Raw genomic sequence first — 14,323 nt, forward strand, 5'->3', positions numbered from 1 at the left:
TTGACAATGAGGTTGGAGAGGGAGGAACTGCAATGAAAGAAGCTGGAAAGAAAAAAGGGTTTAGTTGGTCCGCGTTCACTACGCTGGATATCGTGTTGATGGCGATGCTGGCCGCGGCCAACGCCGTTTTGACGGTTTACATATCGCCGGTGAATCAGGCGCTGAACGGGATCGGAGGTCCTATCGCGACCTCGACCATCACCGGTCTGTACATGGTCTATGGACTCCTTGCCTGTTACATCATCCGCAAACCGGGGACGGCGGTGATTACCTTCGGAATCGGCGCGGTGGTCCAAGCGTTTATGGGGACGGCTTACGGAATCGCTTCCTGCTTTGTGGCGGCCGGCTGTTACATGGTCGTGGCGGAGACGATCTTTGCCGCTTTTCGGTACCGGAAGTGGAATCTGCCGATTATGCTGCTGGTTGGAGGGGCCATGGTACCGATTTGGTTTTTCTTCGCGGCCCGGATGTTCGGCTATATGAAATGGGGCACCGATATTCTTCTTATCGCCCTGGCGGTTCGGATTTTAAGCGGGATTGTCCTATGCGGCCTGCTGTCCAAGCTTCTGGGCGACGCCCTTTCCCGCAGTGGGCTGCTGCGGAGGTTTGCGGTGCATCGGGGAGCAGAGGGCTAAATGGACCCGGCAACCGCCATATGGCTTGAAAACGTGACTTACGCTTATGAGCAGGGCTCACGGAGCGTCATCGACGGCCTTTCCCTGAGGGTCCGGACGGGGGAGTGGGTTACGGTGTGCGGCGCGAGCGGCAGCGGCAAGTCGGCCTTGGCCGGCCTGCTTAGCGGGTATTTGCCGCGGTCCGGCGGCGGCCACCGGGAAGGCCGGATCGAGGTGGACGGGCTGGACCCGGCAACGGCGGCGATCGCGGATCTGGCGAGCCGGATCGGGCTGGTGTTCCAGGACCCGGATGCCCAGCTTGTCCAAGGACTGGTGGAGGACGAGGCGGCCTTCGGCCCGGAAAATCTGTGCCTGCCACCCGACGTGATCCGGCGTCGGGTGGACGAAGCCCTGCGGGACGTGGAGCTGCTGGAGCGCCGCCGGGACAAGGTGCACGAGCTGTCCGGTGGAGGGCGTCAGCGCGCGGCGATCGCGTCCGTGCTGGCGCTTGAGCCGCCGATCCTCGTGCTCGACGAGGCGGCGGCGAATCTGGACGCCGGCGGTCGGCGGCGTCTGCTGGCGCTGCTGCGCCGGCTGCACCAGGCGGGCCGGACCCTGGTGACGGTGACGGGGCGGCTCGACGAGCTCGCCCTGGCCGCGCCGCGGCTGGTTGTGCTCGATGCCGGCCGCGTCGTGCTCGACGGGCCGGTTGAGCCGCTGCTGCGCGAGCACCGCGGGCGGCTCGCGCGGTTGGGCCTGCTGCCGGCGGAGACGCGGGTCTCCGCGGCGGCAGCGCCCGCGGCCGCGGCTTTGCGCGCGGCGCGAGCGGACGCTTCGCCGCCGCTGCTGGAGATTCGCGGCCTTTCCTTTGCCTATGGCGAAGGCAAAAGGGCCGCGCGGCGGCGGAGCGGCGCCCTCCCCGCAGGGCCTTGCGCCCTGCGGGACGTGTCGATGCGGATATGCCCGGGGGAATGGCATATCCTGCGGGGGGAGAACGGGTCCGGCAAGACCACGTTGTCCCGGCTCATTCTGGGACTGCTCCCGGCCCCCGCCGGAGCCGTCTTCTGGCAAGGGCGGGATGCTTCCCGCCTGTCGGTCTACGATCTGGCCGCCGAGATTGGCTATGTGTTTCAGCATCCGGAGCAGCAATTCGTCGCCGCGAAGGTGCTGGACGAACTGCTCTTCGGACCGCGCCGCGCGCTGCGGCTGCGGGCGAAGGAGCCGACGCCCGAGCCGCTCCTGCGGCAGGCGGCCGAGCTGCTGCGGCAGATCGGCCTCGCAGGCCGGGAGAGCGAGTCGCCGTATGTGCTGAGCGGCGGTGAGAAGCGCCTGCTCAGCGCGGCCGCGGGGTTGATGTCCGGCAAGCGGTTGATCGTGCTGGACGAGCCGACGGCCGGAACCGATTACGCCGGCGCCCGGCTGCTTTCGCGTCTGTGCAGGGAGGCTGTGGCCCAGGGAAAGTCGATTTTGATGATCACCCATGAACCGGAGTTTTTTGCCGGGGAACCGACCCGCATTTGGACGATGGAGAAGGGGCGTTTACGGGAATATTAGAAGAAGTGGGCAGCAGAGACCGGAGCGTTTGTCCGGGACATGCTGCCTTTCTTTTTAATAAGGCTTCCTTTATAATAGTACTCTTGTGAAAACCCGAACGGGAGAGAAAGGAAGTTATGTTGTGGTTACCGACATGAAAAGAAAGTATATTTTGATCGGTTTGCTGTTATCCACGTTTTTGGCCGCGATCGAAGGGACCGTCATCGGTCCGGCAGGCCCCCGGATCGTCGGCGATCTGGGCGGGGTCGAGCTGCTCAGCTGGGTGTTTACCGCTTATCTGCTGACGATGGCGGTATCGACGCCGATTTTTGGCAAAATCAGCGACCTATACGGCAGAAAACCGGTGTTTGTGATCGGTTCGGTACTGTTTTTGCTGGGCTCGGTGCTGTCGGGGATGGCCCAGAGCATGGAGCAGTTAATCTTATATCGGGCGATCCAGGGCATCGGGGCCGGCGCTTTGACGCCGGTGACCTTTACGATTATCGGCGATATTTACTCGATGGAAGAGCGGGCGAAGGTTCAGGGCTGGATCAGCTCGGTATGGGGAATTTCATCGCTCGTCGGACCGCTGCTCGGCGGTTATTTTGTCGATTCGTTGAATTGGCGCTGGGTGTTCGGATTTAATGTTCCGTTCGGACTGGTGTCGTTGATTTTTATCATTAAGTATTTGAAAGAACAGCGGGAGCCGCGTAAGGTCAAAATCGACTACGCGGGCGCGCTCACGTTTACGGTCGGGGTTACGGCGCTATTGTTCGGCCTGGCTACGGGCGGCCAGCAAATTGCCTGGAACTCGCCGCTTCTGATCGGGCTGCTGATCGTGGCGGGGATTTCGCTGGTCCTCTTTTTCATCATCGAAAAACGTGCCGAAGAGCCGCTGGTTCCTTTAAAGCTGTTCCGGATCCGGGATATTGCTTATTCCAATGTGGCGAGTTTTCTGGCCAGCGCCCTGCTGATCGGCCTGACCTCTTACCTGCCGTTGTTTGTGCAGGGAGTGCTTGGGGAGAACGCCACGATTTCGGGACTGGTGCTGGCGCCGATGTCGATCAGCTGGATGCTCGGGTCCGTGCTCGGCTCCCGCTGGATTATCAGCCGGGGCTCGCGGATGACCTCGCTGATCGGTATGTGCATTATCGCCCTGGGGGCCGTAGGAATGGCTTTCATCAACGACAACACGCCGATCTTCGTCATGTTGATCTTCAATGCGCTATACGGGCTCGGTTTCGGGTTCTCGTTCTCCGTGTTCACCATCATCGCGCAATCTTCCGTCAATTATGATCTGCGGGGAGCTTCCAACGCGCTCAATTCGTTCGTGCGGTCGATCGGCCAGACGATTGCCGTAACGGTGTTCGGGGCGCTGATCAACCTCGGCATTGTATCGCGGACTTCCAGCGGAACGGCTTCGGGCATCCCGGTGACCCAGGAGGACATCAACAACCTGCTGTCGCCGGAAAAAGTCCACCTGCTGCCCCAAGAACTGTGGGACGAGCTGAGGCATGTGCTGGGCGGGAGCTTGCATGTCCTGTTCATCATTATGGCCGTCATCGCCGTTTTCGGCGTGGTGTCCACTCTCGGATTGCGGAGTAAGGCCCCGGAACCCGAAGAGGTATAAAAGCCTGCCCTCCTCCGCACCATAACGGGAAAGGGGAGGTGTTAGCATGAATGAGGAATTGACACTGGACCAAAGCTCGCTTGTCCATGCCTGGCAGCGGCAGTTGCCGGAGTATTTGAATCCGGGCGACTCGGCCCGGGTGGAGGCGGATCTCGGGAACCCGCGGGGACTGCGGATTCATATCGATGCGGCGGGACGGCAGTTTTACTCTTTCGATTTTGAATGTTCTTATATGGACCAGCGCGAGGTTCGCGTGGAATTGGTCGATGTGGAGAAGGACGGGCAGACCGTCAATGAGCGGAGCGAAAAAATCCAGGAGATGACTTCGGACTATGTCCGTCATCTTCATGAATGTGCGCAAGCTCTCCACCGGCTCACCAAATCGACATAGGAAAGGGAGGACAGCCGAATGACGCGTGTCAAAGGATCCGCCGACAAAAACCTGAGCAATGTCGTTCAGGATTTGGACCGCTCCCCGGTCAACAGCCAGGAGGCGCAGCAGATGCAGCAGGATATCAACGACCAGAAGCGTGCGGACGCCCGCCATCATCACAAGGCCAAAGATATGGACCCTACTCATTAAGCGGATTTCGGATTACAAGACAAGGCTGCCCCAAGGGGCGGCCTGTTTTGTGTCCGCGGCTGCCGCGGCTGACCGTATCTCCCCTCAGATCTGTTCCTGCTAACAGATCCGTTCGCAGTTGACCACCACATCTGTTCGCAGTTAACCAATACATCTGTCCGCAACTGTGAATTCCTGCAAATCTGCAGGCTTTTTCACCGGATGAGGCCCGAAAATCGGAAATTCCTGCAAATCTGCAGGTTTTTATTCATAGAACCCCTCTAACCCCTGACTCCGCAGAAAATTCCTGCACTATCGCATCTTTTTTAAAACATGCCCCTCCGACTGGCCGAAATTCCTGCAGATTTGCATCTTTTTAAACCTGGCCATTTGATTCCAGGCACAAAAAAATTGCGCCCCAACAAGGAGTGTTCTCCTCGGTTGAAGCGCAATTCCGATTTCTTTACTTGCGGGGAAGCGGGGCTAATTTTTCGGCTTCGCGGCCCATTTTTTTCAACAGCTCGATCATGATTTGCTTCTCCTCGTCATTCAACCCGCTGAGCGCATGGTTGATCCGCTCCGAGAACTCAGGATACAGCTGGTCCATTAATTCCTTGCCTTTCGGCGTCAGCTCCGCAAAAATAACGCGCCGGTCCCGTGGGCAGGGCGTGCGGTGCAAATACCCGGCCGACTCGAGCTTGTCGATGACGTAAGTGACGTTTCCGCTTTGCAGGAGCAGCTTGGCGCCGATTTGCTGAATCGGCTGGGCGCCTTTGTAATAAAGCACTTCCAATACGGCAAAAGCCGTCGGATTAAACCCTTGGATCTTGCTCCCGGTTACGGCATGCTCATTGACGCTCTTGAACGATTTGGCAAAAACCCGGTAGAGATGCAAAGACAAATCGGTTCCGCGTTCCTCGGTTTTCAACATGTTCATCCCGCCTTATTCTATTTTTTCGAAATATCGAAGTGAAGTATGGTTATTGGAGTTACTGTCACTGCTATCTTAGAACACCTGGCGGATTGAAAAAAATATAATTTATCACAATTTGCAGATTTAATTTTTTGTCTAACTATGGGAAATCTCCGTCCCGGGACCGAGTGAAATTTCATTCCACAGGAACCCGCGGAAATCAGGCGGCCGAAGGAGGGAAGGAAGCGGCTGTTTTTATATGATAGATCTCGTAAATCAAAGGAACAGGTGGGATCTATCATGAAACAACCGCAAGCCCGAATCGCTGCCGAAGGAGGACTCCTGCAAAACAAGGCGTACCTGGCCTTGATGGCCTCGCAGCTGATCTCCAATCTGGGGGACTGGCTGCATATTTTGGCCTTACTGACGATGATCGGATTAAAGTGGGAGGCCACGCCGTGGCAGATTACGGCCACCATGCTCTGCATGCTGATTCCGATGCTGCTGGGCGGCCCGGCCGCAGGAGTGCTGGCCGACCGGATGGAACGCAAAAAATTGATGATCGTTGCGGACGCCGTCCGCTTTGTTATCGTCCTTGGCCTTGTGTTCGTGACGCATCTCTGGCAGGTTTATGCGCTGTTAATCGCCAAAAGCGTGTTCGATGTGCTTTTTTCGCCGGCCAAAAACGGAAAAATCAAGGAAGTGGTGCCCCCCGAGCATATGGAAAAAGCCGTCTCATACAGCGCCATAATCGAGCAGGGGAGCAAAATCATCGGGCCCGCGCTCGGCGGCGTGCTGACCGTTGCCTTTGGCATCACCTCCTGCTTTATGATCGACGCGGCTTCCTTTCTCTTATCCGGCTTGATTTTGCTCGCCGTTCCCGGAAGAAGGACGGAAGCCGGCAGCTCGGCGGAAGTTGACAATCCGGGGGAGAAGCCCGGTTTCTGGGGGGAGCTGACCGAGGGGGTGAAGGCCATCGCCCGCATTCCGCTTATCGCTTTCGGCCTGCTGATGCTGGCGATGGCGCTCCTGATCCTCCAGGTTGCGGATTCTCAGACCGTCGTCTTGTTCCGGGAAATTCCGGGGATGCCGGAGGATATGCTGGGATGGAGCATCGCGCTCAGCGGGTTCGGAACCTTGGCGGCCGCGGGCCTAAACGGTTTGCTGCGTCGCTGCACCCCCCTTATGAAGATGGGGACGGGCGGCGTTCTGCTCGGGGCCGTTTTTGCCGGGGCGGGATACTTTGCCGTGAGCGGCGGCCTGCTCGGGGCTTCCGGCCATGCCTTGATGCTGGCTCTGTATTTCCTTGCCGGCACCGGTGCCGGTCTCGTGTTTATTCCGTTCCAGGTGACGCTCCAGCAGCGGACGCCGGAATCGCTGACCGGGCGGGTGTTCGGAACCGTCACGAGCGTCACTTCCGCCGCGGCGGTCGCGGGGCCGATGTTCGGAGGCTATATCGTGACCGCCTTTGGTCCGGCTCCCGCTTTTATTTTGTCGGGAGGGCTCATGGTCTTGCTGGCTCTTCTACTACTCTTCTTCAAATCTATGATTATGAAACGGGATCGGACTTCTCTCCAGCAACAGCAGGCGGCCGGGCTTTAATGAAACCCGGCGGGCGCCCCGAACGTATTAGTAAAGACAACTTATGAAGAAAGAGCGGGGAACAGCATGGAGCCATTGTTGCGGGTAGAAATTGAGGAAGCCGGCTACGAAGCGGGGAAGCCAAAGATCAAGCAGGTGTCCCTGGAGGTGATGCCCGGGAAACTGACCGGGCTGATCGGGCCGAACGGGGCGGGGAAGAGCACGACCTTGAAGGCGATTCTCGGTCTGATCCCCGAGATTAAGGCGGACGTGCGGTTTGCCGACGGACACGGCAAATACGCGTATGTGCCGGAGCATCCCGTTTTCTATGATACGTTGACCTTATGGGAACATATGAGCCTGGCGGCCGCGGTTTACGGAATAGACGATGCGGAATTCCAGCGGAGCGGCGGCGAGCTGCTCGAGAAATTCAGAATGACCGGGGTGCGGAACCATTTGCCCGGGGGATTCTCCAAAGGGATGCGGCAGAAGATGATGCTGATGATCGGATTCCTGCTGAAACCGGAGGTGTACATCGTCGATGAGCCCTTTATCGGGCTGGATCCGCGAGCGACGAAGGATTTCCTCGGCCTGTTGGAGGAAGAGCGAAGCAGAGGGGCCGGGGTATTGATGTGCACGCACGTGCTCGACACGGCCGAGCGGATTTGCGACGACTTCATTCTGATGGCGGACGGCCGAGTGGCCGCCAAGGGGACGCTGCACGATATCCGCCTTGCCGCCGGATTGCCCGAAGCTCCGTTATTCGACTGCTTCGATGTGCTGACATGAGGGAGCGGGGATCCATGATGGAAATGACCTCGAACATGACGGCGGGACGTCTGTTTCTTCGCAGGTGGGCGGACCACTGGAAAAAGCAGATCGTCATGCTCCGGTCCGTGTTTGACGGCATCGTGCTGCTGTATATCGGAATTCCCGGCTTGCTGCTGGTGGGACGCGTTTATTACGGCCTATGGCGCGAAGCGCTCCCGGCCTGGCTCCTTCACCTTCCATTTACCGTGTTCCCCGCATATTTGCTGCTCGTTATGTATGCAACGGGAGGCCTGATTCTTTTCATTGAAGCGGCGGACGTGCTCTTCCTGAAACAGCGGCGGGAATGGATTCACGCTGTGATGCGGCGAGCAGCTTTGGTGTCTCTTCCCGGCCATTTCGCGGTGATCGGGGCGGCCGTGGCTTTGGCCGCTCCCGTCCTCGTCCGGGTTCACGGCCTGGAGACGGGGGAGGTTTTCCGGATTTTTGCCGTCGCCTGCGGGATAAAAGCCGTCCATTTGTTTCTGCAGAACCTGATTCAGATCATGCGGACGGGGTGGCGGTGTGTCCTCTATCGTTCGGCGGCGTTTATCCTGCTCGGCGCAGGCTTTGTTTCCTGGCTGGTCATGGAAGGCGGGCGCGTTCACGCGTTCGCGTCTGCCGCGGTGCTCGCCGCCTGCGTCCTGCTGACCGTTCTCCTTGCCGAAATCCGCTTCCGCCTGCGCGGCAGATTCGAGGCGGAAGTACGGGAGGAAGAGCGCCAGCGGACGGTGCTTACGGGACTGCTGTTGGCGGGGACGATGGACAGGCCGCCGGCGGTCCGAACCCGGCCCTGGCTGTTCCGCCGAGGGGGGCGTTTGCTGCGCTCGAACCGGCCGGAGGCCGTGATCGCCGAATCGATCGTTAAAGCCTTTTTCCGGGGGCCGGAATGGAGGCTGTATGCGCAATTCGTCTTGTACGGCGCCGCGGCGGTCTGGTTTCCGGCCTACCCCGTCAACCTGATCGTATTCGCTGCCTTGCTGCTGCTGTTCGCCTATTGGCTTAACGGGCATAGGCAGGCGTTTTTCGCCAAAGGGCTGATGCCCCTGCTGCCGCTGCCCGAAGGGACGGAGTACAGGGCGGCTCCGCTCTCTTTGCGGCTGCTTCTTTACCCCGGGACGCTGCTGCTGACCTGCGTGCTGGGCGCCTCTTTGTTTCACGCCTGGTGGGGCGTCATCGCCGGAATTCCGGCGGGCCTGCTCCTGACCCGGGCCGCCGCCTCGCTGTCGGGGCTGTTCACGCTCGGCCGGCGGCGTCATTCCGGTAAGGGCTAGGGCCTCATCCGCCATCCGTAGTAGAATTCTCTTCGCCTCGGCGTAGCAGGCTGAATCCGGCGCCCCGCAATTGCCCTCTCAAGCAAATAACGGCCTTTTGGGCCGCTATTTCGCCCAGATATGCTTTTTCGGGAAAAATAGCGGCTAAAAAGGGCCCTATTTCTCTGGTGCGAGCCCAAAAATCCGGTTTTTGCCCAACTTACTCTAAAATAAGGCCCCAAAAGACCGCTATTTCACAGCAAAGAGCCAAATTCGACAAAATAGCGCCGCAAACGGCCGTTATCCACCCGCCGGGTTTCAAAGGGAGGCGGTTACGGCCATTAGACCCTTCGGGTTAATGCAATGCTAGTGGCAATAGGGTCCTTTTTGACCTTTATTTTTCCCGCGGAGTCGATTTTGGCCGAAATAGCGGTCCTAAAGGCACTGGCATTGCATCAAAGCTTACACGGTGACTCACAGAGATACTGTGTAAATATTTTCCATTTGGTTTATTCAGTATTTGGTCAAAAAATGAAGGGGGGCAGAAAATAGATGCGTTATTCCATTTTTTGGATATTAACTTTTTGTTTTATTTTGCCTCTTCTCTCAGCTTCATTTTCCCCTTGGCTTGATTATTCCAACTGACGTGTTCATAATAGGCGGTTCCTTGTATATTTTTGTACCCCTTTGACGCCCTTTGTTGCTCTGGCTTTTACTCCTTCGATGAAGCTCGGTTTCAAGTAGCAAATTCGGCTTCTCCCATAAAAGACGAAGGGATTGAAGCACTTCCCATAAACTCATTCGGGTTCCACTGCTCACGTGAATGAGCATGGCAATAGCGTAGGCGATCAGAGCGATAAAGATCTGGTTCCATATCCCTTGAGGATCATAGCTATATAGCTTCACTAATCGCAAATGCTGCTTCATCCACTTGAAAAATAGCTCGATCAGCCAGCGCTGCCGATAGATATCCGCGATTTCCTCAGCACTTAGATCCAAGCACGAAGTTGCCAGACGATACTTGCGACCCTTTTCATCCAAAAACTCTACAAGGCGTAAAGAATTCTCTGTCTTACGGAAGGCGCTCCCTAATTGAACGATAGCATCTCGGGTGATGTTTGAATCGGGATCAACCGGCAGCTCTTGCTCCACCTGCCAAACCCTATGGTTTTCGTTGATACGGGTTACGAATTGAACTTTTTGTTCTAGCCAAGTATCGAACTGTTTGTACTTGACATAGCCGCGATCCATAACGTATATTGTGCCATCGTCTTCAACCAGTAAGTTCATGGTTTCGTAGTCACTCACATTTCCCGTAGTAGGGATGGCCTTCTCAGGAATGACCTCTTTTTCTTCACTTTTGGTCAAAACCAAGACTCGAACGTGAATTTTGATTTGAGTATGATCACGGGTTACGTACGCCCAACTGGCCAGTGTCGCCGGAAGTTTTAGACAAGTCGAATCGATAATCCGAATCTGTTTGTCCTTGATCCCTGATGGGAGGGCTTTCTGCTTGACCTTGCCGATGAGTTCAAGGAATAGACCTTCGAGTATTTCGGTAGGAATCGTCTTTAAACGCCTGGAGATTTGGGAGCCACTGATGCTGGATAGTTCCAGGCTTTCCTGCAATGTTGTGCTTGTTCGAAGCGCTTGAGATATTTGCTCATAAGAATCCCACTTAGCGAGTTGGGAGGCCAAAATCAACTTGATACTTTTGAAGGTTGTAAGCTTACGAACACGATAATCGGAAATTGGTAAGCAAAAATTTTCTTCAGAAATATAAGAAAAGCATTGACGAATCACAGATAAATTGTGTATGTTACCCATGGGTTGGCTCCTTTTGTTGAGATGAGTTATGGGTAACGCATCTAACTCAACAATAGGAGCTTTTTTTGTTTTAATCCATGAAAATAACATGATATTTAACATATTTAGTAAATACTGAGATCTTATTTTATCGTGTTAGGTTTAATGCAATGCTAGTGTCCTAAAGGCCGTTATTTCGCTGGGCGATTCGAGAAGTTACGGGTGCCAGCCCCAATTTGCCACGCCGCTGTTAAAGTTTGGAGTAAATCTCCGAAGGAGGAACAGAAAAAAAGTGCAACTGTACAGGTGGGGCGTCATCGCCGGAATTCCGGCGGGCCTGCTCCTGACCCGGGCCGCCGCCTCGCTGTCGGGGCTGTTCACGCTCGGCCGGCGGCGTCATTCCGGCAAGGGCTAGCTCCGCCGCTCTCCGAGCGCGGACAAGCCGGCATGATGGCCGGCCGTATAGCCGGTGGCAAAGGCGGCGGTGATATTATACCCCCCGGTGTAGCCGTGGATATCCAATACCTCGCCGCAAAAAAACAGCCCCGGCATCAGCTTCGATTCCATCGATTTCGGATGAATCTCCTTAAGGTGAACGCCTCCGCCGGTGACGAAAGCTTCCTCGAACGGACGTGTCCCCGTCACCCGGATCTGAAAGTTCAGCGCCGTCGCCACAAACGCCAGCCAAAGTTCCTTGGGAAGATGTTCATAGGTCGTATCGCCGGAGAGTCCGGACTTTTCGAACAGAAGCGGCAGCAGGCGCTCGGGGATCGTGCCTTTCAGCACGTTCTTCAGCGCCTTTTTCGGCTCGGCCGCCGCCAAGCGGCGCAGGTGCTCGTCCAGGCTTCCCGGGGATTTGTCGGGAAAAAGGTTCAACGACATCGTAACTTCGGCGACGCCGTGCTTCTTTTTGACGGTGCGGATAAAACCGCTGCATCTGAGCGCGATCGGGCCCGACAGTCCGAAGTGGGTGAAGATCATATCCCCCCGGTGAGACACCACGGTTTTCCCCTTCGGGTCAAGCACGGACAATTTGACGTCGCGCAAGGAAAGTCCCTGCAGTTCCCGGCTGGTGATGAACGGTTCTTTGGATATCAAGGGAACCTCGGTTGGGTACAGCTCGGTAATCGTATGGCCGGCCGCCTGGGCCCAAGGATACCCGTCCCCGGTGGACCCCGTATGCGGCACCGATTTGCCGCCGGTCGCCACGATAATCGACTTGGCGCCGAATCGTTCTCCGTCTGCCAGCTTTACGCCCTCCACGCCCTCCGGTCCGTAAACCAGTTCCTGAACGGGGTGATGCGTCAACAACTGTACGCCCAGCGACCGGGCCTTGCCGACCAGAGCGTCGACCACCGTTTTGGCTTTATCGGACACCGGAAACATTCTTCCGTTGTCCTCCTCTTTTAAGGCGATCCCCAGGTTCTCGAAAAATTCGATAATATCCCGGTTGCTGAACAAGGAGAAGGCGCTGTGAAGAAATCGCCCTCCCCCCGGAATGTAGGTAATCAGCTCATCGATCTCTTTGGCATTGGTCACATTGCAGCGCCCCCCGCCGGATATCCCCAGCTTTCGTCCCAGCTTGTCCCCTTTGTCGAGCAAGGCCGTCCGTGCTCCTTGCTCCGCGGCGGCAATCGAGGCCATTAGGCCCGAAGGTCCGCCTCCGATTACGATGACATCGTAATTTTTCATGATGGACTCCTCCTTCGTGTCAAAAAATGATTTGCACTTTATTACAATAAAGAACTTTGTGGCCTCTCTAAAATAAGAAATATTGTAAAACTTTGTCGCCTGTGATTTAATCGAGAATGAGAACGATTTCTTCCGCCAGAGGAGGGAGAAGATGGGGGAGATAAAGGAAGTTTTGCTGCAGATGCTGATCGCCGGTTTGCCGGCCTTTTTGTTCCCGCTGACCTACGGGAAAAGAGGTCCGTCCACGGGCGATGCGGAGGGGGAAATCCGCAAATATCCCTATGCCGCCGAACTCCTGTACACTTGTACGTTAAGTATGCTGCTGTGCTTGATATTTTCCACCCGCTTATGGGGGAATATCCCGCTCCACTACGGAATTCTTCCGTTGTTCGCCCTGATGCTTTACGGCAGGCTGCGCGACGGTGCGGCTTTGGGGTTGCTTCACCTGATCTTGTATCCTTTATTTGCATTAAACTTCACATGGCCTAAGTTAATGCTCGAGACAGGCCTTCTTCTGTACCCATTGGTTCTCTTAAGTTCGAAACGCTTTACAAAGACCGACCGCCGCGGGAAGATCGCCATACTCTCCTTTTTTTTCGTCGCCGGCGAATTGATGATTACCTCGTCACCGTTTATCAGCGGGGCTGAAACGTTTCCGGCCGATCCGTTTTCCTTGTCGGCCGCCTTAATGAACATCTTGGCAACGCTGTTGATCGGAGCTTTATTTGTATACATGATCGAACATACGCTTGAAAAAGAAAAGCTGCGCCTACAGGTTCTCCAGTTGTCCCGCAGTTATTTCAGCGAGGCGGAAAAGCTTCAGCAAAGCCTGGATGCCGCTCCGCTCAGCATTATTCTGCTCGACCGGGAGGGAGATATTACGGCGGTTAATGAATCCTTCCTTCAATTATACCGCCGGCGTTATCCCGCCGAAAGCCGCGAGGACCTCGTCAAGCTCAAACTGGACAAGGTGCTGTCCGACATCCGGCTTGAGATGCTGCTGCCCCGGGCGGCTCAAGCCTTGAAAGGAAACAAGAGCTCCGGCGAACTGCTGCAAAGCGGGGATCAGATCTATTTTACCAGTACGGCCCCGATCAAAAAAGGCCGCACCGAAGAACCGATCGGAGCGGTTTTGGTCATTCAGGACATTACGGAGCTCGAGACATTCCGAAAGGAACTGAATCACGTTGAGCGGCTAAGTCTCGTCGGGCAGATGGCGGCGGGGATCACTCATGAAATCCGCAATCCCATGGCGGTGGTCCGCGGATTTTTGCAGCTGATGCGGGAGAAGAGCCCTTCGTCGCTGGACCATTATTACCGGATTGTGATGGAGGAACTGGACCGGGCGAACAGTATTATCAACGACTTCCTGGCGCTCGCTCAGAACCGCCCGGTACAGATGGAGCTCTGCGATCTTCACGATATCATCCGGGAGCTGAGCCCGCTGCTTTGGGCGGATGCCAATCTCAGGGGGCAGAGCATTGAAGTCAAGCTGGACGAAGCCGTTCCCCGGCTTATGCTGAACCCGAAGGAAATCAAGCAGCTCATTCTGAATTTGGGGCGAAACGGGATGGAGGCGATGCCGGAGAAAGGCCAGCTTGTGCTGGAAACCCGGTGTGTTGCCGACGGCGTTGCCTTGTACGTCAGGGATACGGGCCCGGGAATCCCGCCGGCTCAGCAGGAACGGCTGTTTGAACCGTTCTTCACCACCAAGGCGCAGGGGACGGGGCTCGGCCTTTCCTTATGTTTAAGCATTATGGAACGCCATAGCGGAAAAATCAGCGTCCAGTCGGAGGAGGGAAAAGGGACGACCTTTACGGTGTTCTTTCCTTTTAATGAACATCTGCAAAGGCAGGAGGGGATTCCGGCCGTTGCCGAATAACCGGCTGCCGGAATCATTTGCTTTCCTTTTTCTTATGAATGTATAATTAA

13 protein-coding genes are annotated in these 14,323 nt (G+C 56.2%); 10 read left to right on the plus strand and 3 right to left on the minus strand.

The window, feature by feature from the left end:
- Positions 1-32: 32 nt before the first annotated feature.
- The 5 genes from FRY98_RS21295 to FRY98_RS28515 all read left to right on the plus strand — a co-directional run bounded on the left by FRY98_RS21295 (position 33) and on the right by FRY98_RS28515 (position 4,360).
- Entirely contained in the window at positions 33-635 is a 603-nt protein-coding gene (locus tag FRY98_RS21295) for an ECF transporter S component (protein ID WP_148455716.1), read from the plus strand.
- Entirely contained in the window at positions 636-2,168 is a 1,533-nt protein-coding gene (locus FRY98_RS21300) for an ABC transporter ATP-binding protein (RefSeq protein ID WP_148455718.1), read from the plus strand. It abuts the gene before it with no gap.
- Positions 2,169-2,301: 133 nt separating this feature from the next.
- Entirely contained in the window at positions 2,302-3,777 is a 1,476-nt protein-coding gene (locus tag FRY98_RS21305) for an MDR family MFS transporter (protein WP_148455964.1), read from the plus strand.
- Positions 3,778-3,823: 46 nt separating this feature from the next.
- Positions 3,824-4,168 carry a hypothetical protein gene (locus FRY98_RS21310; protein WP_148455720.1) on the plus strand — a complete coding sequence of 115 codons (345 nt, stop codon included), beginning with the start codon at positions 3,824-3,826 and terminating at the stop codon, positions 4,166-4,168.
- A gap of 18 nt (positions 4,169-4,186) precedes the next feature.
- Positions 4,187-4,360: a hypothetical protein gene (locus FRY98_RS28515; RefSeq protein ID WP_170287149.1), complete on the plus strand. Its 174-nt coding sequence runs from the start codon at positions 4,187-4,189 to the stop codon at positions 4,358-4,360.
- 442 nt (positions 4,361-4,802) lie between these two features.
- On the opposite strand, the gene FRY98_RS21315 is transcribed toward FRY98_RS28515, so the two are convergent.
- Entirely contained in the window at positions 4,803-5,270 is a 468-nt protein-coding gene (locus tag FRY98_RS21315; protein ID WP_148455722.1) for a MarR family winged helix-turn-helix transcriptional regulator, read from the minus strand.
- A gap of 282 nt (positions 5,271-5,552) precedes the next feature.
- Between FRY98_RS21315 and FRY98_RS21320 the strand changes: the two genes are divergently transcribed.
- The 3 genes from FRY98_RS21320 to FRY98_RS21330 all read left to right on the plus strand — a co-directional run bounded on the left by FRY98_RS21320 (position 5,553) and on the right by FRY98_RS21330 (position 8,914).
- Positions 5,553-6,854 carry an MFS transporter gene (locus FRY98_RS21320; RefSeq protein WP_148455724.1) on the plus strand — a complete coding sequence of 434 codons (1,302 nt, stop codon included), beginning with the start codon at positions 5,553-5,555 and terminating at the stop codon, positions 6,852-6,854.
- 66 nt (positions 6,855-6,920) lie between these two features.
- A complete protein-coding gene (locus FRY98_RS21325; protein WP_148455726.1) occupies positions 6,921-7,622 on the plus strand; it encodes an ABC transporter ATP-binding protein in 702 nt (233 codons plus the stop codon).
- A 14-nt stretch (positions 7,623-7,636) separates the two neighbouring features.
- Positions 7,637-8,914 (plus strand): ABC transporter permease, encoded by a 1,278-nt coding sequence (locus FRY98_RS21330; protein WP_170287150.1) that lies wholly within the window; start codon positions 7,637-7,639, stop codon positions 8,912-8,914.
- 591 nt (positions 8,915-9,505) lie between these two features.
- Here the strand turns inward: FRY98_RS21330 and FRY98_RS21335 are convergent.
- Positions 9,506-10,720, minus strand: coding sequence for an IS4 family transposase (locus FRY98_RS21335; protein WP_170287151.1), 1,215 nt, complete (start codon positions 10,718-10,720; stop codon positions 9,506-9,508).
- 271 nt (positions 10,721-10,991) lie between these two features.
- On the opposite strand from FRY98_RS21335, the gene FRY98_RS29220 reads away from it, so the two are divergent.
- The gene (locus tag FRY98_RS29220; protein WP_263639319.1) at positions 10,992-11,114 is read left to right on the plus strand and encodes a hypothetical protein; all 123 of its coding nucleotides are present in this window, start codon (positions 10,992-10,994) and stop codon (positions 11,112-11,114) included.
- Here the strand turns inward: FRY98_RS29220 and FRY98_RS21340 are convergent.
- Positions 11,111-12,391, minus strand: coding sequence for a BaiN/RdsA family NAD(P)/FAD-dependent oxidoreductase (locus FRY98_RS21340; protein WP_148455732.1), 1,281 nt, complete (start codon positions 12,389-12,391; stop codon positions 11,111-11,113). The two genes, FRY98_RS29220 and FRY98_RS21340, sit on opposite strands and share 4 nt — an antisense overlap.
- A gap of 151 nt (positions 12,392-12,542) precedes the next feature.
- On the opposite strand from FRY98_RS21340, the gene FRY98_RS21345 reads away from it, so the two are divergent.
- Positions 12,543-14,273 (plus strand): two-component system sensor histidine kinase NtrB, encoded by a 1,731-nt coding sequence (locus FRY98_RS21345; RefSeq protein WP_148455734.1) that lies wholly within the window; start codon positions 12,543-12,545, stop codon positions 14,271-14,273.
- Positions 14,274-14,323 lie beyond the last annotated feature (50 nt).

This window comes from Paenibacillus faecis, from assembly GCF_008084145.1.
In the GTDB taxonomy this organism is placed as follows: Bacteria; Bacillota; Bacilli; order Paenibacillales; family Paenibacillaceae; genus Fontibacillus; species Fontibacillus faecis.

Bases quoted from the DNA above. Each gene is read 5' to 3' on its own strand.
- FRY98_RS21295 (WP_148455716.1), top strand. From the start codon at position 33: ATGAAAGAAGCTGGAAAGAAAAAAGGGTTTAGTTGGTCCGCGTTCACT.
- FRY98_RS21300 (WP_148455718.1), top strand. From the start codon at position 636: ATGGACCCGGCAACCGCCATATGGCTTGAAAACGTGACTTACGCTTAT.
- FRY98_RS21305 (WP_148455964.1), top strand. From the start codon at position 2,302: ATGAAAAGAAAGTATATTTTGATCGGTTTGCTGTTATCCACGTTTTTG.
- FRY98_RS21310 (WP_148455720.1), top strand. From the start codon at position 3,824: ATGAATGAGGAATTGACACTGGACCAAAGCTCGCTTGTCCATGCCTGG.
- FRY98_RS28515 (WP_170287149.1), top strand. From the start codon at position 4,187: ATGACGCGTGTCAAAGGATCCGCCGACAAAAACCTGAGCAATGTCGTT.
- FRY98_RS21315 (WP_148455722.1), bottom strand. From the start codon at position 5,270: ATGTTGAAAACCGAGGAACGCGGAACCGATTTGTCTTTGCATCTCTAC.
- FRY98_RS21320 (WP_148455724.1), top strand. From the start codon at position 5,553: ATGAAACAACCGCAAGCCCGAATCGCTGCCGAAGGAGGACTCCTGCAA.
- FRY98_RS21325 (WP_148455726.1), top strand. From the start codon at position 6,921: ATGGAGCCATTGTTGCGGGTAGAAATTGAGGAAGCCGGCTACGAAGCG.
- FRY98_RS21330 (WP_170287150.1), top strand. From the start codon at position 7,637: ATGATGGAAATGACCTCGAACATGACGGCGGGACGTCTGTTTCTTCGC.
- FRY98_RS21335 (WP_170287151.1), bottom strand. From the start codon at position 10,720: ATGGGTAACATACACAATTTATCTGTGATTCGTCAATGCTTTTCTTAT.
- FRY98_RS21340 (WP_148455732.1), bottom strand. From the start codon at position 12,391: ATGAAAAATTACGATGTCATCGTAATCGGAGGCGGACCTTCGGGCCTA.
- FRY98_RS21345 (WP_148455734.1), top strand. From the start codon at position 12,543: ATGGGGGAGATAAAGGAAGTTTTGCTGCAGATGCTGATCGCCGGTTTG.